This window comes from Mesorhizobium sp. M0174, from assembly GCF_040322275.1.
In the GTDB taxonomy this organism is placed as follows: domain Bacteria; phylum Pseudomonadota; class Alphaproteobacteria; order Rhizobiales; family Rhizobiaceae; genus Mesorhizobium.
This window is the reverse complement of record NZ_JAMYTB010000005.1, coordinates 84,615-105,567: the sequence shown is the minus strand read 5'-3', so window position 1 is coordinate 105,567 and position 20,953 is coordinate 84,615. Positions and strand designations below refer to the sequence as shown.

The window sequence follows — 20,953 nt, the reverse complement described above, 5'->3', positions numbered from 1 at the left end:
TTTTTTAAGTGCTCATGCTTCTCCAGAACGCCGGCCTTCTTCCCCGAGGCCGGCGTTTTCTTTGAAGTAGGCGCGCATCGCGTTGTAGGCGAGCAGTGCCTTTCGGACGGCTGCTGTCCATTCATCGGGCGTCATCGCGGGAAGAACGATGTTCCGGTGCCGAAGAAGCTCCAGTTGGAAGGCGTCGAAGGACAAGAGATTACTGTCCGTGATGCTGAACTGCCCTGGGCTTGCGTTGACCGATATGTCGAACCAAGGCTCCTCGATCATGCCGCGTCGTTCTACGATCTGGAAAGGTGCGGGCGTATCCATCACGCCGCCTCCGTTCCGAGGAACAGGTCGTGCAGCTTTTGGCGGGCGACGCACCAGCGCCCAGCAAGCTTGCGAGCGCCAGGGATCGAACCGCTCTCCAGCAGGTAGAAAGCTTTGCGCTCGTCGCAGTTGAGGAGGTCGGCAATCGCCTTCGCACCCCAGATAATATCAAGGTCGGTATTTGCCATGTGTCGGTACTCCGAAATTGAGCACTGACAGTTCTGGCTTGAGACAGTCAGCGCTTGGGTTGCGCGGCCTTGCTCGAGGCGGGCCATATGACTGTCTGGGCGCCCAAAAGGGATGGGCGTGGGGCAACTATAGCGGCCCGCGTAATTATCGCAAGTGCGTGCAAGTGCGTAAAAGTTCGCGGTACTACGGTCCGAATCGGTGTTGCATGATTTGTTGCATGTAAGCGCAGCTAGCACGTGCAAAACCGCGGTAATGCGCGGTAGTAGCCGGTAGGCGCGCAACATAAAATCATCAGATTTTAAGAGCCACCAAATCTCCGCAAAGCCTTGTGCTGTATGGGTTTGCGAGTGGTGATCCCGACAGGAATCGAACCTGTGACCTACAGATTAGGAATCTGCCGCTCTATCCTACTGAGCTACGGGACCACGCGGCCCGACACATAACCGCTTCGGATCGTTTCGCCAAGAGGCAGTTAGGCCGCTCGCTTCGGCTCCACCGCGAACGGACTCAGGCCGAGCCAGGTCTGCATTTTGCGCGCGATATCCTGGTCGCCAGTCAAGATGACTTTCGGCCCGGCCTTCTCGACGGTGATCAGTCCCATCCAGATTTCGGTCATGGTGTGCAGGTCGGTCGAGACGTAGAGATCGACATCGAAGCCCGGGTCGTACCAGCAGAGGTCGACCTCGCCGTGCTTCTCGACGATCAGCCACCACGACCGTTTCGAGGCGGGGAGCTCCTGGTACAGAAATTGTATCACCGTGCGGCCATCGGGCAGCGGCGACGCATTGAGGTTGCGCCGCATGTCCCACATCAGCAGCGACGGATCGAGGTTCTTCAGCGACAACCGCGACTCGACCCATTTCTGCCCCCAAAAGCCCATCGCCTCGACAACGGAACGCAGATCCTTGCCTGCCTCGGTCATCCGGTATTCGAAGATGCCTTTCTCGCCGCGCACCTCCTTGCGCTCGACGATCCCGGCCAGCTCGAGCTCCTTGAGGCGTTGCGACAGAAGGGTCGGCGACATTTTGGGGACGCCGCGGCGCAGATCGTTGAAACGGGTCGAGCCCGCCACCAATTCGCGAAGCAGAACCATGGTCCAGCGGGTGCACAGCACCTCCGCGGCCATCGATAACGGGCAGAACTGTTTGTATCCGGACTGGGTCACGATGTTGCCTTCCCCTCAAACTCCGCCGGAACCATAGGCCTTTCCCAGCGACGCGGCGAGTACAGAAACTGTACCACACCAGTACAGATCGCGGACTGGCTGGCGCGACCCTTGCCGTGCGACCCCTCTGCCGCTGCACGGGATACCCCTGTGCACGACCAGGAGACATGACCCATGACCGCTTACGTTATCGCAGACATCAAGGTGAGGGACCCGAAGTGGATGCCGGCCTATGCCGCGTCGGTCCACGACCTCGTTCACAAGCACGGCGGCAGATATCTGTCGCGCAGCGGCAATGTGAAGACACTCGAAGGCAAGCCGCTCGACACGACGCTGATTGCCTTGATGGCGTTCCCGACCGAGGCAGCGGCGCGCGCCTTCACCGACGATCCTGCCTACGCACCGTTCGTTTCGGCCCGTCAGGGCGGCAGCGACAGCCGTTTCCAGCTGATCGACAACTCCGATCTGGCTGGGACGATCCCGTATCTGCCGAAGGGATGATCTTCCCCTGCATTCGTCGCATCGGGATAGGGATCTCCCAGCAACAACAGCCACAGCGCCCACCTGCCGGACCTCCTTACCTCCGGCGGCCAGCCGGGCTGTGCTTTTCAAGAAGAATGGAATGACTATGACAATCAACTTTCGCAATAGACTTCTCGCTGCCGCGGCGCTGCTGTCGGCCTGCACTGCGTTGGCGCAGGCGCATCAGGCAGCGCCCGCGTCCGGTCCCAATCCGCTGGCCGACAAGGTACGCGCCGCCAACAGCCGCTTCGAGAATGTGGCGGCGGCGACCGCCGAGGGCTATGCGCCGATCCCCTGCGCCAGCGGCATCACCGGCGGCGCCATGGGCATCCACTACGTCAATCCCGGCTACCTCAAGGACGACGCTGTCGATGTCGCCAAGCCGGAAGCGGTGATGTACGAGCCGATGGCCGACGGCACGCTAAAACTGATCGCGGTCGAATACATCACCTCGAAAGGCCCGGCCTCGCTCGATGGGCATCTGTTCAACTTCAACAGCGCGCCCAATCGCTATGGCCTCGGTCCGTTCTATGAGCTGCATGTCTGGGCCTGGAAGGGCAACCCGACCGGCGCGTTCGCGGATATGAACCCGAACGTGTCGTGCGAACCGACGACTGCTGTCAGCCAGTAAGCAGCCGAGCCAGGCGGCGCCAACGCCGCCTGGCCGAATGTGGGAGCAGGCCCCAAAGAGGTCGGGATAGCGGAACTTTCGGGACGCCGGCGCGCTTTAGTGTCCCGAAGGAGACACCGCATGAGCGCCACCAAAGAGTTCTTTCAAACGTGGCTGCAGGAGAATGTCGGCAATTTGCCTGCCGAGAGCGAGGTGAGCGTCGCCGTTCTGGCGCAGCAATTCGAGCAGGACGCCGACGCTGCCGGCTATGGCCACGAGGTTCGCGAAGACGAACTCGGCAATATCCAGGAGGCGATCGAGGCAGCCCTGAAGAAGGCGAGGACAGGCGAAGAACCGCAACCCGCCGACGACAACGAGCTGGCGCCGGTCATGGAAGCGCTGGAGGTCGAGGATCCGAAGAGCGGGCCGTAAGCCAATGCCGAACGGCTACGCCGCCAGCGCTGTTTCCGCCAGCTTCACCCAATAGCTCATGCCGTGCGGGATGACCTCGTCGTTGAAGTCGTAGGCTGGGTTGTGCAGGCCGGCGGTATCGCCATTGCCGATGAAGATGAAGGCGCCCGGCCGCGCTTCAAGCATGTAGGAGAAATCCTCGCCGCCCATCACCGGCTGGATCGCGCGGTGCACATAGCTGTCGCCGGCGACGTCGGCCGCGATGTCGCTGGCAAAGACCGTCTCTTCCGGATGGTTGAAGGTGACCGGGTAATTGGCATTGTAATCAACCTCGATTGTCGCGCCGAAGGCAGCGCCCAGGCCTTGGCAAAGCGCGCGGATGCGCTCTTCGGCCTTCTTGGCGACCTCCTTCTTCAGCGTGCGTACGGTGCCGGCGATCTCGGCGGTCTCGGGAATGACGTTATAGGCATCGCCGGCGTGGAATTTCGTCACCGAGACGACCACCGCCTCGACCGGATCGGTGCTGCGCGAGGCGATCGTCTGCAATGCGCCGACGAGTTGGCTGGTGATGACGATCGGATCGATGGTGCCGTGCGGCATCGCCGCGTGGCCGCCCCGGCCCTTGACGGTGATGGTGAATTCGGCGGTCGCCGCCATGATCGGGCCCGGCCTGATGGCGAACTGGCCGACCGGCAGGCCCGGCATGTTGTGCATGCCGAAAACCTTGGAGATACCGAAGCGCTCCATCATACCGTCCTTGACCATCTCGTTGCCGCCGCCGCCGCCCTCTTCGGCCGGCTGGAAGATGACCGCGACGGAGCCGGCGAAATTGCGCGTTTCGGCGAGGTATTTGGCGGCACCCAACAGCATCGCGGTGTGGCCGTCATGACCGCAGGCGTGCATCTTGCCGGGGACGGTCGAGGCATAGGATTTGCCGGTGATCTCGTTGAGCGGCAGGGCATCCATGTCGGCGCGCAGGCCGATGGTCGAGCCTTCGCCGTGGCGGCCGCGGATGATGCCGACGACGCCGGTCTTGCCCAAACCCGTCACGATGTCGTCGCAGCCGAAAGCCTTCAGCTTCTCGGTGACGAAAGTGGCGGTCTTGAAGACGTCGAAATTCAGCTCCGGCGTCTGGTGCAAATGGCGGCGCCAGCCGGCCACCTCGTCCTGCATTTCGGCGGCTCGGTTCAGGATCGGCATGATGGTTCCATTTCGCTGTTGGAGCAGGCGGTCTTGGCCTGCTGCTTTGCAATTGTGCCTGTTGCCTTGCAACCATGCACGCTGCTTTGCATTGTGCTGCTGCTTCCACATTGTGATCGGCAGCACTTTGCCATGTTGACGTCACATAGAGTAAATAGCACCGCGACTGTGGTCCGGGAACAGAGGGCCGGACCATTATCCTGGCGATCGTGTAACGAAATCTTACGGAGCCAGGTGGGACTGCGGCAAGAGGCTATTTCGGTTTTCATGATGCGCTACAGGCATTTCCTCAAACTGTTGGTGGCGGGCACGGTGGCGCTTGCGTCGCTGGCCGGGCCTGCCTTGGCCAATCCGACAATCCTGTTCGACCTGAACAGCGGCAAGATCCTGCAGCACCAGGAGGCGTTCAGGCGCTGGTACCCGGCTTCGCTGACAAAGCTGATGACCGCCTATGTGGCGTTTCGTGCGATTGCCGCGGGTGAGGTCCAGCTCGATTCGCCGATCAAGGTGACGAAACATTCCGCCGGCGAGCCGCCGAGCAAGATGGGCTTCAAGCCGGGCTCGGTGATGCGGTTGGACAATGCGCTGAAGATGATGCTGGTCAAATCGGCCAACGATATCGCCATGGCGGTCGGCGAGAATATCGGCGGTTCGCAAGCGGCTTTCGCCGAACGCATGAACGCCGAAGCGCAGAGGCTCGGCATGAGCGGGTCCCATTTCGTCAATCCGAACGGGCTCTATTCGCCGGACCAGTATACGACAGCGCGCGATCTCGCTTTGCTGGTGATGGCGATTCGCAAGGAATTTCCGCAATATGCCCCCTGGTTCTCGATCGAAGGCCTTGCCGTCGGCAAGAAGGCGATCTCCAACTACAACCTGCTGATCGGCCGCTATCCGGGTGCCGACGGCATGAAGACGGGTTTCGTCTGCTCGTCCGGGTTCAACATGGTCGGCTCGGCGACCCGCAACGGCCGCACCCTGGTCGCCGTGGTGCTCGGCGAGCAATCGGCCGTCACCCGCGCCGAGGCGGCGGCAAAATTGCTCGACCAGGGCTTTGCAACGCCGGCGCCGAGCTGGCTGACGGTAGCGGCGCTGCCCGCCTATGGCGACACCATGTCGGCCAACGACATGAATGACGAAATCTGCAAGAAGAAGCCGGTCGATGAGCAGTCGGAAACCGCACCCGCCGTCGGCGACAAGGGCAAGGACGTGCCGAAATCGCCCTATCAGGAAAAGCTCGACCATGTACCGACGCTGATCGCCGTCGGCCTTGGCGGCGCCACGGGACCGAAGCCGAAGGCGATGCTCGACGCCTCCGGGCAGGAATATGCCGACGTGCCGCTGCCGACATGGCGGCCGGACCGGGCGCCGCCGGCCGGCGCCGAGCCAGTTGTGGCCGGATCCGCCACCGCCGCGCAGGTCCAGCAGCCGGCCAAGGCGCTGAACTAGCCGCATGGCCGGCTTCCCGATCCCCGTTTCGGTGCTCACCGGCTTTCTCGGTGCCGGCAAGACGACGCTGCTCAACCGGCTGCTGCGGGATCCCGCGCTCGCCGACACCGCCGTCATCATCAACGAGTTCGGCGAGGTGGCGATCGACCATCTCCTGGTCGAGCAGGCCTCCGACGGCATCATCCAGCTCTCCGACGGCTGTCTCTGCTGCACGGTGCGGGGCGAGCTGGTCGACACGCTGGCTGACCTCGTCGACCGCCTGCAGACCGGCCGCATCGACCGGCTTGCCCGCGTCGTCGTCGAGACCACCGGGCTCGCCGATCCCGCCCCCGTGCTGCAGTCGATCATGGCGCATCCGGCCCTGGTCCAGGCCTTCCGGCTCGACGGCGTCATCACCCTGGTCGACGCCGTCAACGGCAATGCGGCGCTCGATGCCCATGTCGAGGCGGTGAAGCAGGTGGCGGTCGCCGACCGTATCGTGCTCAGCAAGGCCGACCTGGCCACGGATGCAGGCGATGTCGAGGCGTTGCGGGCGCGGCTCAGGCAGCTCAACCCGGGCGCCGTGGTGCTCGACGCGAGTCAGGCAAGCGCCGCGACTCTGTTCGATTGCGGCCTCTACAATCCGGCCACCAAATCGGTCGATGTGCAGCGTTGGCTGGGCGAAGAAGCCGGCGACGACCATGACCATAGCCGGCATGACCACAGCGGGCATGATGACGACGGGCATCATGACGACGGGCATGACGGTGGCGATCACCATCACCATGATCATGGTCATGGCCATAGGCACGATTCCCGCGTGCGTTCGCATTCGTTGGTTCACGACGGGCCGGTGCCGTTTTCGGCAATCGAGATGTTCCTCGATCTGCTGCGCTCGGCGCATGGCGAGCGCCTGTTGCGGATGAAGGGCGTCATCGAGCTTGCAGAAGACCCGTCGCGGCCGCTGGTTATCCATGGCGTGCAGAAGATCCTGCATCCGCCGGTGCAACTGCCGGCCTGGCCGGACAGCCAGCGCGGCACCAGGCTGGTGCTGATCACGCTCGACATGCCGGAAGACTATGTCCGCCGGCTGTTCGCCGCCTTCACCAACCAGCCGTCGATCGACACGCCGGACCGGGCGGCACTGGAGAGCAATCCGCTGGCCATCGCCGGGCGGTGAAGCGGCTGATCTCCCCCCTCGAGGGGGAGATGGCCGGCAGGCCAGAGGGGGTTGCCGCGCGTGAAGCGCCAACTTTCTCTTTGGTCGTACATGGCGTCGCGCCAGCCGAGGCAACCCCCTCTGTCGCCTTCGGCGACATCTCCCCCTCGAGGGGGGAGATCACGCGCTCAGCCGCGCTCGACCAGGAAGCGGTGGCCGCCTGCCATCGCCGTTGTCTCGACCAGCCGATGGCCGCTCTCGGCGCAGAAGGCGGGAATGTCGATGACGGCGAGCGGGTCGGTGGTTTCGAGCCACAGGCGGCTGCCCGGCTGCATTGCGGCCAGGCGCTTTTTTGCCTTGAGCACGGGCAACGGGCAGTTCAAGCCTTTGAGGTCGTAGACGGCGGCGGGGCTGGTTGAGGGCCTGTCTTCCTGGCCCCCATCTTCCTGTTCAAGCATGAACCTCAGCCGCCAAACATGCCGAGCAGTTTCTTCTTCAGCCTTGTCGCCGTGCTTTCGGCGTCCGCAGCCTGCGTTTCGGCGACCGGAACGGCCTCCGCGGATGGCGCGACGGTTGCGGTCGCGACAGGCGCTTCGGCCGCTGCCTTGGCAGCATCCTTTTCGGCCAATGCTTGCGCCTTGGCGGCTTCCTTCTCGGCCAGGGCTTGCGCCTTGGCTGCCGCTTTCGCTGCCTTCGCCGCTTCTATCGCGGCAAGCCGCTGTTCCTCGGCCTTCTGCTTGGCAGCCTTTTCGGCGTCGAGCGCCGCCATCTTGCGGCCCGCCGGCGAATCGACGCGGCCCATGCGCGCTGTTTCGGTCACAGTGCCGTCCGGGTTGAGCGAGGGCGGCTCGATCGGCACGCGTTCGCCGCGGGCACGCCGTTTCGACCAGTCGGAAACGATGCTGGCTTCCTTGATCCCGGCGATGGTCGGCTTGGGCGCCGGCACGCTGGCCTTTATGGCGCCGTTGAAGGCCGCCTCATAGGTGCTCTGATAGGCGTTGATGGCGCTTTTCAGCGAATCGGGCTGAGTGGTCGGCGGGCAGGGGCCGGTCGGATTGAAGGTCGAGCCGTCGGCTGCAACCTGGTTGAACACGTAGCGCTTCTCGCAGACGTCGACTTTCGGCGGCACCTTGGTGACCTCGAAATTGTCGTAGCCAACCTTCAGCATCTTCCAGAATTCGTAGTTCGGGTCGTTGCGATAGCGCGCCATATTGGCTGCAGTCATGCGGAACGGAAAAGCCTGGATCTGGAACTCGGTCTGGCCGCCCTGGAAGGCGTCGCGTCCGAAAGCGTAGATCTGCTCGATCTGCGCGTCGGTCATCGAATAGCAGCCAGACGACGAGCAGGCGCCATGGACCATCAGGTTGGAACCGGTGCGGCCATTGGCACGGTCATAGGCGTTGGGGTAGCCGATATTGAAGGACAGGTGGTAATTCGACCGCGGGTTCATCTGGGCCGGGCGGACCGTGTAAAAGCCTTCCGGCGCCTGCCGGTCGCCTTCAGTGAATTTCGGCCCGAGCTTGCCCGACCATTTGCAGATGTCGTAGCTCGCGACCAAGTCGTAGCGGCCGTTGGTCTTGGCCTTCCAGATTTCGAGCTTGCCTTCTTCCTTGAAGATGCGGGCCATCACCGAGGAGGTGCGGACCATCCCCTTGGCTTTCATTTCGGCCAGGATCTTGTCCGGCAGCGGCTTGTTGGCTTGCGGCGCAAAATCCTTCATCGAAGCGTCATTGCAGCCGGCGACGCCGATCGCAGCGATTAGGACTCCGGTGCGGGCAAGCTTGGCAAACATGGATATGGCTATCGTCTTCATCTCTGCGCCGCGGATGCCGCAGCTGCTAAACCGACCACTGACGGACTCTAAGCCCGTTAACCTTGAAAATTCCTTACCGCAAGAATGCGGCGCGTCCCCTTACGGCAAGCCCACTGAGCCGAATGCAGCGGCATTTTTGTGGCGAAACTGGTTCGCGCCGCCACATTTCAGGCCTAGTGCCTGGGTTGGTTACAGATTGCGGCCCATCGCCAGGTATTTCTCGCGGCGATGCTCGCGGAAGTCGGTGTTGGCGCCGGAGAATTCCTTCATCGTCCTGGCGATGAGGTCGCCGGTGGCGGCGATCACCGTTTCGGGGGCGCGATGGGCACCGCCGAGCGGCTCCGCGATGATGGCGTCAATGATCTTCAGCTCCAGCAGGTCCTGCGCCGTGATCTTCATATTGGTCGCCGCATCCTTGGACCGCGTGGTGTCGCGCCACAGGATCGAGGCGGCGCCCTCCGGCGAGATCACCGAATAGATGGCGTGTTCGAGCATGTAGACGCGGTTGGCGGTGGCGATCGCTATGGCGCCGCCCGAGCCGCCTTCGCCGATCACCACCGAGATCGACGGCACCTTCAGGCCAAGGCAGGCCGAAGTCGAGCGGGCGATGGCCTCCGCCTGGCCGCGCTCTTCGGCGTTGACGCCGGGATAGGCGCCGGCCGTATCGACCAGCGTCAGCAACGGGATTTGGAAACGGTCGGCGAGTTCCATCAGCCGCACCGCCTTGCGGTAGCCCTCCGGCCGCACCGAGCCGAAATTATGCTTCAGCCGGCTTGCCGTGTCGGAACCCTTCTCCTGGCCGATGATCGCCACCGGCTCGCCACGGAACCGGGCGAAGCCGCCGACGATCGCCTGGTCCTCGCCGAAGTTGCGGTCGCCGGCGAGCGGCGTGAAATCGGTAAGCAGGCCCTTGATGTAGTCGATGCAGTGCGGCCTGTCCGGATGGCGCGCCACCTGCACCTTCTGCCACGGCGTCAGCGCCTTGTAGGCGTCGCGCAGCGCATCGCGCGAGCGCTTCTCGAGACGGGCGATCTCATCGCCGACATCGACCGCCTCGCCGTTCTCGGCAAGCTTCTTCAGCTCGAGGATCTTGCCTTCGAGATCCTGTACAGGCTTTTCGAAATCGAGGTAATTGTACATTCTTGGGCGGACCGGCAAGTCGGAAGGCAATGACTGACGCAAGCCTGAAAATGCAGGCTGGGCGCGGTGGAACGTCGTTCTCACATAGCGACATGACGCCTAGTCGGCAAGCGGATGATGATCGTTGACCAGACGCATCAGCCGCTCCTCCAGCACATGCGTGTAGATCTGCGTCGTTGAAATATCGGCATGGCCGAGCAACTGCTGCACGGCCCTGAGATCAGCGCCGTTCTGCAAGAGATGGCTGGCGAAAGCATGGCGCAGCACATGCGGCGATATCTTCGCCGCGGCAATGCCGGCCCGAGCGCCAAGCCCTTTCAGCTCGCGGGCAAAGACCTGTCTCGAGAGATAGCCGCTGTCGGAGGCAGCCGGAAACAGGAACGGGCTGTCGGCAAGAGCCGGCACCGCCCCCCGTGCGGCAAGCCATGTCCGCATCGCGGTGCGCGCCTTGGCCGACAGCGGCACCATGCGCTCCTTGTTGCCCTTGCCGCGGACCATGAAGAAGCGGTCGTCGCGCTGTGCCACCGTCACGGGAAGGCCGACCAGCTCCGAAACGCGCAAGCCGGTGGCGTAGAGCACCTCGACCAGCGCGTGCAGGCGCAGCGCCGCCAGCCTGTCGCCGTCATGCATGGAGGGGTCCATCGCCTCCTGCGCCGCGCGGTCGAGCAGCCGGCCGGTATCGGCCTCGCTCATCGTCTTAGGCAGCGGCCGGCCTTTCTTCGGACTGTCCAGCGTGCCGGTCGGATCGTCACCGCGCAGGCCTTCGGCGTAGAGGAACTGGAAGAACTGCCGGATCGCCGACAATTTGCGCGCCTGCGAGCTGGCGGCAAAGCCGCGCGCGGCGATGTCGTCGAGATAGGCACGGATGTCGGCGCTGGTGGCAGCGGCAAGCCCACCGCCGATCCCGGCGGAAGCGTCTTCGAGGTCGCGGCGGTAGGAGGAAAGCGTGTTTTCGGCCGCGCCGCGCTCGGCGCTCATCATCTCCAGGAAGGCTTCGATGCGGGCGGCGCTGTTCATTTTTTGGGATTGAGCTTTTCCGGAGGGATACGCACGCTCATTTCCGCCTTTCTCGGCTCGACGAACATGACCAGGGCGAACATCGCGCCATAGACAATGCCGGCCAGAATCGCGAGCGTCACGACAAAGCGAAACAGTGTTGGCATTAATTTTCGCCCGTCGTCTTATTCTGCATTTCCAACCCTGTGCCCTTATGAGACGCCAATCCGGCCAATTCAAGGGTGAAGCCCATAGTCCCGGTTGCGCCGCGCTTGACGCAAACAGGCTTTTGATGTCGATACGCCGCCAAAGAGGCCCTAGAAGCATGAACGCGCTACCAGCAAATCCTCCGGGCGAGAGCCATGCCGCGCTGCTCGGCCGGCTGGGCGGCCGTTCCATCGTCTTTGTCGGGCTGATGGGCGCCGGCAAGACGGCGATCGGCCGCAAGGTGGCGGCGATGCTGGCACTACCCTTCATCGACAGCGACCAGGAGATCGAAACTGTTTCGCGCATGAGCGTCCCGGACCTGTTCGAGCGCTATGGCGAGGCGGAGTTCCGAGCACTGGAGCAGCGCGTCATCCTGCGTGTGCTGGAGCACGGGCCGCAGGTGCTGTCGACCGGCGGCGGCGCCTTCATGAACGCGCAGACGCGCGAGGCGATCGCCAGCCATGGCGTTTCGGTATGGCTGAAGGCCGAAATCGATCTGTTGATGGAGCGCGTTTCCAAGAAACAGAACCGGCCGCTGCTGAAAAGCGCCGATCCGCGCGCCGTGCTGGAACGGCTGATGGCGGAACGCTACCCGGTTTACGCCGCGGCCGATGTCACCGTGCCGACCCGCGACGACCGCAAGGAGATCATTGCCGCCGAGGTGGTGGACGCGCTGCGCGGCCATCTCGGCGTTGCCGACATTGACGAGGTGCGGACGTGAGCGCCGATGCAACGGTCTCTGTCGAAGTGGGGCTTGGCGAGCGTGCCTACGATATTTTGATCGGTCCCGGCCTGCTGTCACGCGCCGGCGCCGAGATTTCGCGCCGTCTGCCGGGGACGCGGGCGGCGGTCGTCACCGACGAAAACGTCGCGGCCGCGCATCTCGCGACGCTTGCGGCCGGCCTGGCAAGCGGTGGCATCCAACATGCCGTCATCACGTTGCCGCCAGGCGAAAAGACCAAGAGCTTTGCGCATCTCGAAGAGGTGGTCGATGGCGTGTTGGCCGCCAAGCTGGAGCGCGGCGACGTCGTCATCGCGCTCGGCGGCGGCGTCATCGGCGACCTGGCCGGCTTTGCCGCCGGCATCGCGCGGCGCGGCATGAATTTCGTGCAGGTTCCGACCTCGCTGCTGGCGCAGGTCGATTCCTCCGTCGGCGGCAAGACCGGCATCAACAGCAAGCGCGGCAAGAACCTCGTCGGGGTGTTCCACCAGCCCAAGCTGGTGCTGGCCGATACCGAAGTGCTCGACACGCTGCCGATCCGCGAGTTTCGCGCCGGCTATGCCGAACTGGCCAAATACGGGCTGATCGACCGGCCGGAGTTCTTCGCCTGGCTGGAAGAAAACTGGCGCCAAGTGTTTGCCGGCGGGCCGGAGCGGGCTGCGGCCATCGCCGAGGCCTGTCGTGCCAAGGCCGACGTCGTTGCCCGCGACGAGTTCGAGACCGGCGACCGCGCCCTGCTCAATCTCGGCCACACCTTCGGCCATGCACTGGAGGCGGCGACCGGCTATGACGGCGCACGGCTCGTGCATGGCGAAGGCGTCGCCATCGGCATGGCGCTGGCGCACCGCTTTTCCTCAAGGCTCAATTTGGCGAGCCCCGACGATGCGGCGCGCGTCGAGGCGCATCTTCGCGCCGTCGGCCTACCCTGGCGCATGGCCGACATTCCGGGCGAATTGCCCGACGCCGAGCAGCTGTTCTCCTTCATCACCCAGGACAAGAAGGTGTCGCGCGGCGCGCTGACCTTCATCCTGACGCGCGGCGTCGGACAGGCCTTCATCGCCAGGGATGTGCCGGCCTCGGAAGTGCTGGCGTTCCTCAGGGAGAACCATCCGGGTCGGCAGGAAAGCCGCCCGGGATGAGTCAGGCCGGCTGGATCGCGGCTGCAGTGCTCGCCGGCCTAGGCCTGCTGGGCTTCGTCCTGCGCCGGCACCTGCTCGCCGCCTTCGGCTATGAGCTGCAGCGCATCGAGCCGCAGCGCTCGGCGCGCGAGGAACTGCGCGGCGCCGTCGACGATTTCCGCCGCGACGGCCAGGTGGTGCGCGAGGACCGCGCCCGCATCGGCGGCCTGTTCGACCTCGAGGAGCTCGAAGTGTCGGACGTGATGGTCCACCGCACCAATATGCGCTCGGTCAATGCCGATGACCCGCCCGAAGCGGTGGTTCGCGAGATCCTGCAGAGCCCGCACACCCGCATGCCGTTGTGGAAGGGTTCGCTCGACAACATTGTTGGCGTGCTGCACGCGAAGGATCTGCTGCGCGCGCTGAACGAGGTCGGCAACGATTTCTCCCGGATCGACGTGATGAAGATCGCGTCTAAACCGTGGTTCGTGCCCGACACCACGACGCTGCAGGAGCAGCTCAACGCCTTCCTGCGCCGCAAGGCGCATTTCGCCATCGTCGTCGACGAATATGGCGAGGTCGAAGGGCTGGTGACGCTGGAGGACATCATCGAGGAGATCGTCGGCGAGATCGCCGACGAGCACGACATCGATATCCAGGGCGTCAAGCAGGAGGCCGACGGCTCCGTCGTCGTCGACGGGACGGTGCCGATCCGCGACCTTAACCGGGCGCTGGACTGGAACCTGCCGGACGAGGAAGCCACCACCATTGCCGGCCTTGTCATCCACGAGGCGCAGTCGATCCCGGATGAAAAGCAGGCCTTTACGTTTCACGGCAAGCGCTTCGTCGTCATGAAGCGCGACAAGAACCGTATCGCGCGGCTGAGGATCAAGCCGGCGATGCTTGGCGAATGACAGTGCGCACCGTGTGGCAGCCGTGGGCAGTCAGGAGTCTATGACAATCGATCGGCGAAGCCTGCTTCTGGTGTCGATGGCGGCGCTGTTGCCGGGGCAGGCGGCGGCATTGCAGCTGCGTTCGCCGTCGCCCGAAACCTTCGACTATGGGCCGGCCAAGCTCGACATCTATTCCCGCGACGGCGCGAGCGGCCTGCCGGTCGTCTTCTTCGTCCATGGCGGCGCCTGGCGGGTCGGCAGTCGCGGCAACGTCAATGCCAAGCCGCAATTCCTGCTCGACAATGGCTTCTGCTTCGTCTCGATCGACTACCGGATGCTGCCCGAGGCCGACGTCGCCACCCAGGCGGCGGATGTCGAACTGGCCTATCGCTACGTCCGCGCCAACATCGCCAGGCATGGCGGCGATCCGGACCGGATCGTCGCGATGGGCCATTCGGCCGGCTGCCATCTCGTCGCATTGACCGGCCTGCGCGGCGGCCTGCCCGGGGTCGCGGCGCTGATCCTCGACGACACCAGGGCTTACGACCTGGAGGCATTGGCCAGGAGCGGCGGCATGGCAGGGGTCTATGCCCGCGCCTTTCCCGATCCGGCGCAGTGGCGCGCGCTGTCGCCTGTCACCTATTTGGAAGGCCGCAAGCACCCGCCGACCTTCATCGCCCATTCACGGGCGAAAGCCCGCGCGGCGGACGCGCAGGCCTTCGCCGGGCGTCTGCGCGCCACCGGAACCAGGGTCACGCTGTTCGACGGCAGCGCCTATTCGCACATGTCGATCAATCGCGACTTCGGCACCGAGGGCGATGCATTGACCACAGCGGTGATGGCCTTCTTGAGGTCGAGCGTCGGCTGATCTACCAGCGGGTCTTTTCGCCGGGCGCCGCCGGCTCGATCGCCAGGGCATGCACGCCGGACTTCAACTCCTCGGCCAGCAGATCGTTGACGGCGCGGTGACGCTCGACGCGGCTCATGCCGGCAAAGGCTGGCGCGACGATGCGGATGCGGAAATGCGTCTCGCCGGCGCCGTCGAAGGCAGCGTGATGGCCGGAATCCGCGTGATGATGACCGGCATGGAGATGGCTTTCGTTGATGACGTCCAGCCGTTCCGGCGAAAACGCCTTTTTCAGCTTATCTTCCATCGTTGCCTGTATGGACATCGTCGCTTCCCTTCACCACATCTATGTCATCGCACAAAATTCGCCATTCGCCGGTTTTATGCCGCGATTCAGCGGTTAGGGCGATCATCGCGAAAATGTCAATTCTTGTTTCGCATCCGCGAACGGCCCATAAATGGGTGAGATGAAGCCGTACCCAAAATATTTCGAGAAGATTCGCATCCGCCCGGAGAAGGACGCGGAGCTGAAGTCGCGTTCGCCGATCTGCCAATGGGATGGCTGCAAGGAGGCCGGTACCCACCGCGCGCCGGTCGGGCGGATGAAGGAAGGCGAGTATTTCCAGTTCTGCTTCGACCATGTGCGCGAGTACAACAAGGGCTTCAATTATTTCTCGGGCGTTCCGGATACCGAGATCGCGCGCTTCCAGAAGGAAGCCATGACCGGCCACCGGCCGACCTGGAAAATGGGCGTCAACGGCGCCTCGACACGCTCCTCGCCCGACTTCGCCCAGGCGCGTTCCGGCCGTGCCGGCTACTACAATCGCATGCGCGATCCCTTCGACCTGTTCAAAGGCCCGAAGGACCCGCGCGAAGCACGCGAGCGCAAGGCCAAGCCGCTTGAGGCCAAGGCACTGGAAACGCTTGGCCTTGATACAAAGGCAAGTGGCAAGGATATCAAGGCGCGCTATAAGGAACTTGTGAAACGCCACCATCCGGATGCGAATGGCGGCGACAGAGGTTCGGAAGACCGGTTCCGCGATGTGCTCCAGGCGTATCGCGTGCTCAAGCAGGCAGGTTTGTGCTGAGCGACCATACGGTTCGTGTCGCTTTCCAACTTTCATAAGGTTGGAAAAGGCTCTAAGACCGCCCCCGAACAAAATCGATTGCCGGCGAAACGCGGCGTTTCGCTTGTGGAGACGTTGATAGAGATGAACAAGGTCGATCGCGACATCGCCAACCTGCCCGACACCACGGTGTCGGTGAAGGAGACATTCGGCTTCGACTCCAAGATGGTGGTGCCGGCCTATGCGGTGACGAGCGAGCATGTCCCCGACATCGACCCGGACTACCTGTTCGACAAGAACACGACGATGGCGATCCTCGCCGGCTTTGCCTACAACCGTCGGGTCATGGTGTCGGGCTATCACGGGACCGGCAAGTCGACGCATATCGAGCAGGTCGCCGCCCGCCTCAACTGGCCCTGCGTGCGTGTCAATCTCGACAGCCATGTCAGCCGTATCGATCTCGTCGGCAAGGATGCCATCGTCGTCAAGGAAGGGCTGCAGATCACCGAATTCCGCGACGGCATCCTGCCCTGGGCCTATCAGCACAATGTCGCGCTGTGCTTCGACGAGTACGATGCCGGCCGCCCGGACGTGATGTTCGTCATCCAGCGCGTGCTGGAATCGTCGGGCCGGCTGACGCTGCTCGACCAGAGCCGGGTTATCCGCCCGCATCCGGCCTTCCGGCTGTTTTCGACCGCGAATACGGTCGGGCTCGGCGACACCACAGGCCTCTACCACGGCACCCAGCAGATCAACCAGGCGCAGATGGACCGCTGGTCGATCGTCACTACGCTGAACTATTTGCCGCACGACAATGAAGTGAACATCGTGCTGGCCAAGGCCAAGCATTATCGCGACGGCAAGGGCAAGGAGATCGTCAACAAGATGGTTCGTGTCGCCGACATGACGCGCTCGGCCTTCATCAACGGCGATTTGTCGACGGTTATGAGCCCGCGCACGGTTATCACCTGGGCCGAGAATGCCGAAATCTTCGGCAATATCGGCATGGCGTTCCGGCTGACCTTCCTCAATAAATGCGACGAGCTGGAACGCTCGCTGGTCGCCGAGTTCTACCAGCGCGCCTTCGGCGAAGATTTGCCGGAATCGGCGGCGAATGTGGTGCTGGGCTAAGCAGAGTCTCGATGGCGGGTCCGGGCGACAACACACGAAACAAATCCAAGACCGGCGCTGAGGCCGACAGCTTCAAGCGCGCGGTTACCGTCTGCATGCGCGCCATCGCCGGCGACAAGGATCTCGAGGTCGGTTTCGCCAAGGACCGGCCGGCGCTGGCCGGCAGTCGCGCCCGGCTGCCCGAACTGCCGAAGAAGGCATCGAAGGCGGATATCGCCATTACCCGCGGGCTCGGCGATTCCATGGCGCTGAAGCGCGCCTGCCATGATACGCGCATCCACACCAGGCTGGCGCCGGAAGGCAAACAGGCCCGCGCCATCTACGACGCGGTCGAGCAGGCCCGGGTCGAGGCGATCGGCAGCCGCGCCATGCAGGGCGTCGCCGACAATATCGGCTCGATGCTCGAGGACAAATACGCCAGGGCCAACCTCGTCGACGTCAAGGACAAGGCCGACGCGCCGATCGAGGAAGCGCTGGCGCTGATGGTGCGCGAAAAGCTGACCGGCCGCACTGTGCCGAAGAGCGGCGAACGGCTGGTCGATCTCTGGCGCCCCTGGGTCGAGGAAAAAGCCAGTGCCGATCTGGACGGGCTGTCGGCAAAGCTCGACGACCAGCAGGCGTTCGCCCGCGTCGTGCGCGAGATGCTCGCCTCCATGGAAATGGCGGAGGAGCTCGGCGACGACCAGGAGACGGAAGACTCCGAGGACAACGACGAAAACCAGCCGCAAGGCGAGGAGCAGAGCGAGGAGGGCGGCGAAGACGATTCGGGCTCCGAGCAGTCGCAGTCCGAGGATACCGAGGCATCGTCGGACGACGAGCAATCGGCCGAGACGGAAGCCTCCGACGCCACCGCCGAGGATCTCTCCGACGATGACGACGCCGATGCGGAGACGCCCGGCGAGGCGCGCCGCAACGACAATCCCTTCACCAATCTGCCGAAAGAGATCGACTACAAGGTCTTCACCACGGCCTTCGACGAGACCGTTGGTGCGGAGGAACTGTGCGAGGAGGAGGAGCTCGACCGACTGCGCGCCTTCCTCGACAAGCAGCTCGCCAACCTTTCCGGCGTCGTCGGGCGGCTGGCCAACCGGCTGCAGCGCCGCCTGATGGCGCAGCAGAACCGCTCCTGGGATTTCGACCTCGAAGAAGGCTATCTCGATCCGGCACGGCTGGTGCGCGTCGTCATCGACCCGATGCAGCCTCTGTCCTTCAAGCAGGAGCGCGATACCAAATTCCGCGACACGGTGGTGTCGCTGGTGCTCGACAATTCGGGTTCGATGCGCGGCCGGCCGATCACGGTCGCCGCGACCTGCGCCGACATCCTGGCGCGCACGCTGGAACGCTGCGGCGTCTCGGTCGAAATCCTCGGCTTCACCACCCGCGCCTGGAAGGGCGGGCAGGCGCGCGAGAAATGGCTGAAGGAAGGCAAACCGCCGAACCCCGGCCGGCTCAACGATCTGCGCCACATCATCTACAAATCCGCCGACCACCCGTGGCGGCGGGCGCGCCGCAATCTCGGGCTGATGATGCGCGAGGGCCTGCTCAAGGAAAACATCGACGGCGAGGCGCTGCTGTGGGCGCACAACCGGCTGATCGCGCGGCCGGAGCAGCGCAAGATCCTGATGATGATCTCGGACGGGGCGCCGGTCGACGATTCGACGCTGTCGGTCAATCCGGGCAATTATCTCGAGCGGCATCTGCGCGCCATCATCGAGCTCATCGAGACGCGCTCGCCTGTCGAGCTTTTGGCCATCGGCATCGGCCACGACGTCACCCGCTACTATCGCCGCGCCGTCACCATCGTCGATGCCGAAGAACTGGCCGGCGCCATGACCGAGCAGCTGGCCTCGCTGTTCGCCGAGGAAACCGTGCGGGACACGCGGCGCGGCGGCATGCGGCGCGCCGGATGATTTTTTCCCGCGGCGGCTTTTGGCAGAAGCTTTTGGCCGCCAGTGCGTTGTTAGGCATCAGTTTGGCGCCGGCTATGGCCTCGGTCGAGCCGGCCGAAATCTCGGCACGGCCGATCAGCGAATTCCATATCGGCCGGCCGGACAAACAGTTCGGGCCGCTCGAATTCGTCGGCGGGCTCGAAATGACCTCGTCGACGCGCGATTTCGGCGCGCTCTCGGCGCTTCGGTTCCTCAAGCCCGGCAGCGATTTCATCGGCGTTGCCGACACCGGCTTCTGGTTCTTCGGCACCCTCGTCCACGATGCCGAGAAGCGGCCTTCCGGCATCCAGAATTTTCGCATGCAGCAGATGGTCGATGCGGCCGGCCAGCCGATCGACGAGAAATGGGCGGTCGATGCCGAAGGCCTCGCGGTCAAGGACGGTATTGCCACGGTCGGTTTCGAGGGCGATCACCGTATCGCAGAGTTCAAGATCGATCCGGACGGCATGAAGGTGCCGTTCAGGCAATTGGACTTCCTGATCCCAGCCTGGGAACTTCGCCGCAATCGCGGCTTTGAGACCGTCACCCGCGCCAGTCCCAACGGGCAGCACGCGGGCGGACTGGTCGTGGTGTCGGAAAAGAGCCTCGACAAGGCCGGCAACATCTTTGCCGCGATCATCGAAGGGCCGCACAAGGGCGTCTTCACCGTCAAGCGCAATGGCGATTTCGACATCACCGACGGCGCCTTCCTGCCGGACGGCGACCTGTTGCTTCTGGAGCGCAGTTTTTCGATGGCCGGCGGCGTCAAGATGCGGCTGCGGCGCATCTATGGCGAAGGCGTCGAGAAGGGCGCCGTCGCCGACGGGCCGGTGCTGCTCGAAGCCGACATGGGCTACCAGATCGATAACATGGAAGCGCTCGACGTCTGGACCCGCGACGATGGCGCGCTGATCGTGTCGCTGATGTCCGATGACAACCACTCGATCCTGCAGCGCAATCTTTACCTGGAATTTGTGCTGCACGAGGATTGACGCGCGACCGGCCTGCTGGCTGACAGCATCGCTGGCGTTTCCGCGCCGTTTTGCAGCGCAGGCAATTTCCCTTGCAATTTCGCCTGGCGATTTTCTCTGGCAATGACCCGCGTCGCGGGTTTTCCAGCCGGCTCTCACCATTTGCAAAAATACTTTAGTCGTGACTTGACAGTTGGTGTCATCGGCGAAATACTCAAGTCCATGCTTAAGTATTCCGAGATCGACAGCATCCTGCGGGCTCTTGCCGAGCCGACGCGCCGGGCAATCCTGGAAAGGCTGAGCCGCGGGCCGGCCACCGTCAGCCAGTTGGCGGAGCCGTTCGGCATGACCTTCGCCGCCGTGCTCCAGCACCTCCAGGCGCTGGAAGCGTGCGGGCTGATCCGCAGCGAGAAGGTCGGACGCGTGCGCACCTGCCGGATCGAGCCCGGCGGGCTAGCCCCGCTCGCCGACTGGATCGCCGCGCGCCGTACGCCCGCCGAACGCCAGCTCGACCGTCTCGGCCAGATCCTGGCGGAGACTGACCAACCGAAAGCAACACTCCACGAGCAGGAAAAGGACGACAAGAAATGAACCAGATTGCCCCGGTTAACGACGAGCACTCCGTCATCCATTCGACCTTCACGATCGAGCGGACCTATCCGCAATCGCCCGAGAGCGTCTTCTTCGCCTTTGCCGACAAGGCGACGGTGCGGCGCTGGCGCGTCGAAGGCGACGGGTTCACCATCGCCGAATTCACCTTCGATTTCCGTGTCGGCGGTGGCGAGGTTTCGCGGTTCAGCTACCAGGGCGGCCCGGAGATCAGGCTCGATGCGCAGTTCCAGGACATCGTCCCTGACCGGCGCATCGTATTTTCATACCGGATGGCGGTCGGGGCGCAGCCGCTGTCGGCGTCGCTCACCACGGTCGAGCTTGCACCTTCCGGCGAGGGCACCCGCCTGACCTATACCGAACAGGGTGCGTTCTTCGATGGCGTCGATTCAGCGCAAGGGCGCGAGGAGGGCACACGCGGGCTGCTGCAGGCGCTCGCCGCCGAGCTTCAGAAGGCGAAGTAGAGGTTCGTCGGCGTGGCGGGCGGCGACCACAAGGCCCGCCCGGATTGCGAGG

25 protein-coding genes and 1 tRNA gene are annotated in these 20,953 nt (G+C 63.9%); 15 read left to right on the top strand and 11 right to left on the bottom strand.

The features are described from left to right. Positions 1–12: 12 nt before the first annotated feature. From NKJ13_RS12575 to NKJ13_RS12560, 4 genes are all read right to left on the bottom strand, one after another. On the bottom strand, positions 13–312 hold the full coding sequence (locus NKJ13_RS12575; protein WP_352737951.1) for a hypothetical protein: 300 nt from the start codon (positions 310–312) through the stop codon (positions 13–15). Then, positions 312–500 carry a DNA-binding protein gene (locus NKJ13_RS12570; RefSeq protein ID WP_352505058.1) on the bottom strand — a complete coding sequence of 63 codons (189 nt, stop codon included), beginning with the start codon at positions 498–500 and terminating at the stop codon, positions 312–314. The genes NKJ13_RS12575 and NKJ13_RS12570 overlap by 1 nt, the downstream gene beginning before the upstream one ends. Before the next feature lie 349 nt (positions 501–849). Continuing rightward, a tRNA-Arg gene (locus tag NKJ13_RS12565) sits at positions 850–926 on the bottom strand. Positions 927–973: 47 nt separating this feature from the next. Further along, on the bottom strand, positions 974–1,666 hold the full coding sequence (locus NKJ13_RS12560) for a winged helix-turn-helix transcriptional regulator (protein WP_352505059.1): 693 nt from the start codon (positions 1,664–1,666) through the stop codon (positions 974–976). A gap of 174 nt (positions 1,667–1,840) precedes the next feature. Here NKJ13_RS12560 and NKJ13_RS12555 point away from each other — a divergent pair, with 174 nt between their 5' ends. From NKJ13_RS12555 to NKJ13_RS12545, 3 genes are all read left to right on the top strand, one after another. Next, positions 1,841–2,167: a DUF1330 domain-containing protein gene (locus NKJ13_RS12555; protein WP_023677873.1), complete on the top strand. Its 327-nt coding sequence runs from the start codon at positions 1,841–1,843 to the stop codon at positions 2,165–2,167. Between the two features lie 121 nt (positions 2,168–2,288). Continuing rightward, on the top strand, positions 2,289–2,819 hold the full coding sequence (locus NKJ13_RS12550; protein WP_352574899.1) for a hypothetical protein: 531 nt from the start codon (positions 2,289–2,291) through the stop codon (positions 2,817–2,819). Between the two features lie 120 nt (positions 2,820–2,939). After that, positions 2,940–3,230 (top strand): hypothetical protein, encoded by a 291-nt coding sequence (locus NKJ13_RS12545; RefSeq protein WP_352505060.1) that lies wholly within the window; start codon positions 2,940–2,942, stop codon positions 3,228–3,230. Between the two features lie 15 nt (positions 3,231–3,245). Here the strand turns inward: NKJ13_RS12545 and NKJ13_RS12540 are convergent, their stop codons facing one another. Beyond that, on the bottom strand, positions 3,246–4,409 hold the full coding sequence (locus tag NKJ13_RS12540; RefSeq protein ID WP_352505061.1) for a M20 aminoacylase family protein: 1,164 nt from the start codon (positions 4,407–4,409) through the stop codon (positions 3,246–3,248). A 270-nt stretch (positions 4,410–4,679) separates the two neighbouring features. On the opposite strand from NKJ13_RS12540, the gene NKJ13_RS12535 reads away from it, so the two are divergent. Then, positions 4,680–5,858 carry a D-alanyl-D-alanine carboxypeptidase family protein gene (locus tag NKJ13_RS12535; RefSeq protein ID WP_352505154.1) on the top strand — a complete coding sequence of 393 codons (1,179 nt, stop codon included), beginning with the start codon at positions 4,680–4,682 and terminating at the stop codon, positions 5,856–5,858. 4 nt (positions 5,859–5,862) lie between these two features. After that, positions 5,863–7,017, top strand: a complete 1,155-nt coding sequence (locus NKJ13_RS12530) for a CobW family GTP-binding protein (protein WP_352505062.1) — start codon at positions 5,863–5,865, stop codon at positions 7,015–7,017. 167 nt (positions 7,018–7,184) lie between these two features. Here the strand turns inward: NKJ13_RS12530 and NKJ13_RS12525 are convergent, their stop codons facing one another. The 5 genes from NKJ13_RS12525 to NKJ13_RS12505 form a co-directional block, all read right to left on the bottom strand. Beyond that, entirely contained in the window at positions 7,185–7,454 is a 270-nt protein-coding gene (locus NKJ13_RS12525; RefSeq protein WP_352737949.1) for a sulfurtransferase TusA family protein, read from the bottom strand. A 5-nt stretch (positions 7,455–7,459) separates the two neighbouring features. After that, positions 7,460–8,788: a L,D-transpeptidase family protein gene (locus tag NKJ13_RS12520; RefSeq protein ID WP_254817064.1), complete on the bottom strand. Its 1,329-nt coding sequence runs from the start codon at positions 8,786–8,788 to the stop codon at positions 7,460–7,462. A gap of 210 nt (positions 8,789–8,998) precedes the next feature. Beyond that, entirely contained in the window at positions 8,999–9,949 is a 951-nt protein-coding gene (locus NKJ13_RS12515) for an acetyl-CoA carboxylase carboxyltransferase subunit alpha (protein ID WP_352471457.1), read from the bottom strand. A gap of 99 nt (positions 9,950–10,048) precedes the next feature. Continuing rightward, positions 10,049–10,966, bottom strand: coding sequence for a site-specific tyrosine recombinase XerD (locus NKJ13_RS12510; protein WP_352737946.1), 918 nt, complete (start codon positions 10,964–10,966; stop codon positions 10,049–10,051). Further along, on the bottom strand, positions 10,963–11,112 hold the full coding sequence (locus NKJ13_RS12505; protein WP_023677884.1) for a hypothetical protein: 150 nt from the start codon (positions 11,110–11,112) through the stop codon (positions 10,963–10,965). Before NKJ13_RS12505 ends, NKJ13_RS12510 begins: the two co-directional genes overlap by 4 nt. A 158-nt stretch (positions 11,113–11,270) precedes the next feature. On the opposite strand from NKJ13_RS12505, the gene NKJ13_RS12500 reads away from it, so the two are divergent. From NKJ13_RS12500 to NKJ13_RS12485, 4 genes are read left to right on the top strand one after another with little or no spacing between them, the layout of a single operon-like run. Then, a complete protein-coding gene (locus NKJ13_RS12500; RefSeq protein ID WP_352777827.1) occupies positions 11,271–11,873 on the top strand; it encodes a shikimate kinase in 603 nt (200 codons plus the stop codon). After that, positions 11,870–13,012: a 3-dehydroquinate synthase gene (gene aroB / locus NKJ13_RS12495; protein ID WP_352476243.1), complete on the top strand. Its 1,143-nt coding sequence runs from the start codon at positions 11,870–11,872 to the stop codon at positions 13,010–13,012. The genes NKJ13_RS12500 and aroB overlap by 4 nt, the downstream gene beginning before the upstream one ends. Next, positions 13,009–13,905, top strand: a complete 897-nt coding sequence (locus NKJ13_RS12490; RefSeq protein ID WP_352476244.1) for an HlyC/CorC family transporter — start codon at positions 13,009–13,011, stop codon at positions 13,903–13,905. Before aroB ends, NKJ13_RS12490 begins: the two co-directional genes overlap by 4 nt. A 40-nt stretch (positions 13,906–13,945) precedes the next feature. Next, entirely contained in the window at positions 13,946–14,752 is an 807-nt protein-coding gene (locus tag NKJ13_RS12485; protein ID WP_352777826.1) for an alpha/beta hydrolase, read from the top strand. Position 14,753: 1 nt separating this feature from the next. Here NKJ13_RS12485 and NKJ13_RS12480 read toward each other — a convergent pair whose 3' ends face one another. After that, positions 14,754–15,056 carry a BolA family protein gene (locus NKJ13_RS12480; RefSeq protein WP_352687354.1) on the bottom strand — a complete coding sequence of 101 codons (303 nt, stop codon included), beginning with the start codon at positions 15,054–15,056 and terminating at the stop codon, positions 14,754–14,756. Positions 15,057–15,189: 133 nt separating this feature from the next. Here NKJ13_RS12480 and NKJ13_RS12475 point away from each other — a divergent pair, with 133 nt between their 5' ends. The 6 genes from NKJ13_RS12475 to NKJ13_RS12450 all read left to right on the top strand — a co-directional run bounded on the left by NKJ13_RS12475 (position 15,190) and on the right by NKJ13_RS12450 (position 20,901). Further along, positions 15,190–15,819: a J domain-containing protein gene (locus NKJ13_RS12475; RefSeq protein WP_254816626.1), complete on the top strand. Its 630-nt coding sequence runs from the start codon at positions 15,190–15,192 to the stop codon at positions 15,817–15,819. Between the two features lie 123 nt (positions 15,820–15,942). Then, entirely contained in the window at positions 15,943–16,929 is a 987-nt protein-coding gene (gene cobS, locus NKJ13_RS12470; protein ID WP_352777825.1) for a cobaltochelatase subunit CobS, read from the top strand. A gap of 11 nt (positions 16,930–16,940) precedes the next feature. After that, positions 16,941–18,839: a cobaltochelatase subunit CobT gene (gene cobT, locus NKJ13_RS12465; RefSeq protein WP_352777824.1), complete on the top strand. Its 1,899-nt coding sequence runs from the start codon at positions 16,941–16,943 to the stop codon at positions 18,837–18,839. Beyond that, positions 18,836–19,849, top strand: a complete 1,014-nt coding sequence (locus NKJ13_RS12460; protein ID WP_352777822.1) for an esterase-like activity of phytase family protein — start codon at positions 18,836–18,838, stop codon at positions 19,847–19,849. The genes cobT and NKJ13_RS12460 overlap by 4 nt, the downstream gene beginning before the upstream one ends. Before the next feature lie 201 nt (positions 19,850–20,050). Beyond that, entirely contained in the window at positions 20,051–20,419 is a 369-nt protein-coding gene (locus NKJ13_RS12455; protein WP_352687410.1) for an ArsR/SmtB family transcription factor, read from the top strand. Next, a complete protein-coding gene (locus NKJ13_RS12450; RefSeq protein ID WP_352687358.1) occupies positions 20,416–20,901 on the top strand; it encodes an SRPBCC family protein in 486 nt (161 codons plus the stop codon). Before NKJ13_RS12455 ends, NKJ13_RS12450 begins: the two co-directional genes overlap by 4 nt. Positions 20,902–20,953 lie beyond the last annotated feature (52 nt).

Coding starts and splice junctions, on each gene's coding strand:
- cobS (WP_352777825.1), top strand. CDS start 15,943: ATGAACAAGGTCGATCGCGACATCGCCAACCTGCCCGACACCACGGTG.
- NKJ13_RS12525 (WP_352737949.1), bottom strand. CDS start 7,454: ATGCTTGAACAGGAAGATGGGGGCCAGGAAGACAGGCCCTCAACCAGC.
- NKJ13_RS12520 (WP_254817064.1), bottom strand. CDS start 8,788: ATGTTTGCCAAGCTTGCCCGCACCGGAGTCCTAATCGCTGCGATCGGC.
- NKJ13_RS12540 (WP_352505061.1), bottom strand. CDS start 4,409: ATGCCGATCCTGAACCGAGCCGCCGAAATGCAGGACGAGGTGGCCGGC.
- NKJ13_RS12500 (WP_352777827.1), top strand. CDS start 11,271: ATGAACGCGCTACCAGCAAATCCTCCGGGCGAGAGCCATGCCGCGCTG.
- NKJ13_RS12455 (WP_352687410.1), top strand. CDS start 20,051: ATGCTTAAGTATTCCGAGATCGACAGCATCCTGCGGGCTCTTGCCGAG.
- NKJ13_RS12505 (WP_023677884.1), bottom strand. CDS start 11,112: ATGCCAACACTGTTTCGCTTTGTCGTGACGCTCGCGATTCTGGCCGGC.
- NKJ13_RS12450 (WP_352687358.1), top strand. CDS start 20,416: ATGAACCAGATTGCCCCGGTTAACGACGAGCACTCCGTCATCCATTCG.
- NKJ13_RS12545 (WP_352505060.1), top strand. CDS start 2,940: ATGAGCGCCACCAAAGAGTTCTTTCAAACGTGGCTGCAGGAGAATGTC.
- NKJ13_RS12475 (WP_254816626.1), top strand. CDS start 15,190: ATGGGTGAGATGAAGCCGTACCCAAAATATTTCGAGAAGATTCGCATC.
- NKJ13_RS12555 (WP_023677873.1), top strand. CDS start 1,841: ATGACCGCTTACGTTATCGCAGACATCAAGGTGAGGGACCCGAAGTGG.
- NKJ13_RS12515 (WP_352471457.1), bottom strand. CDS start 9,949: ATGTACAATTACCTCGATTTCGAAAAGCCTGTACAGGATCTCGAAGGC.
- NKJ13_RS12535 (WP_352505154.1), top strand. CDS start 4,680: ATGCGCTACAGGCATTTCCTCAAACTGTTGGTGGCGGGCACGGTGGCG.
- NKJ13_RS12460 (WP_352777822.1), top strand. CDS start 18,836: ATGATTTTTTCCCGCGGCGGCTTTTGGCAGAAGCTTTTGGCCGCCAGT.
- cobT (WP_352777824.1), top strand. CDS start 16,941: ATGGCGGGTCCGGGCGACAACACACGAAACAAATCCAAGACCGGCGCT.
- NKJ13_RS12490 (WP_352476244.1), top strand. CDS start 13,009: ATGAGTCAGGCCGGCTGGATCGCGGCTGCAGTGCTCGCCGGCCTAGGC.
- NKJ13_RS12575 (WP_352737951.1), bottom strand. CDS start 312: ATGGATACGCCCGCACCTTTCCAGATCGTAGAACGACGCGGCATGATC.
- NKJ13_RS12480 (WP_352687354.1), bottom strand. CDS start 15,056: ATGTCCATACAGGCAACGATGGAAGATAAGCTGAAAAAGGCGTTTTCG.
- NKJ13_RS12530 (WP_352505062.1), top strand. CDS start 5,863: ATGGCCGGCTTCCCGATCCCCGTTTCGGTGCTCACCGGCTTTCTCGGT.
- NKJ13_RS12550 (WP_352574899.1), top strand. CDS start 2,289: ATGACTATGACAATCAACTTTCGCAATAGACTTCTCGCTGCCGCGGCG.
- NKJ13_RS12510 (WP_352737946.1), bottom strand. CDS start 10,966: ATGAACAGCGCCGCCCGCATCGAAGCCTTCCTGGAGATGATGAGCGCC.
- NKJ13_RS12485 (WP_352777826.1), top strand. CDS start 13,946: ATGACAATCGATCGGCGAAGCCTGCTTCTGGTGTCGATGGCGGCGCTG.
- NKJ13_RS12570 (WP_352505058.1), bottom strand. CDS start 500: ATGGCAAATACCGACCTTGATATTATCTGGGGTGCGAAGGCGATTGCC.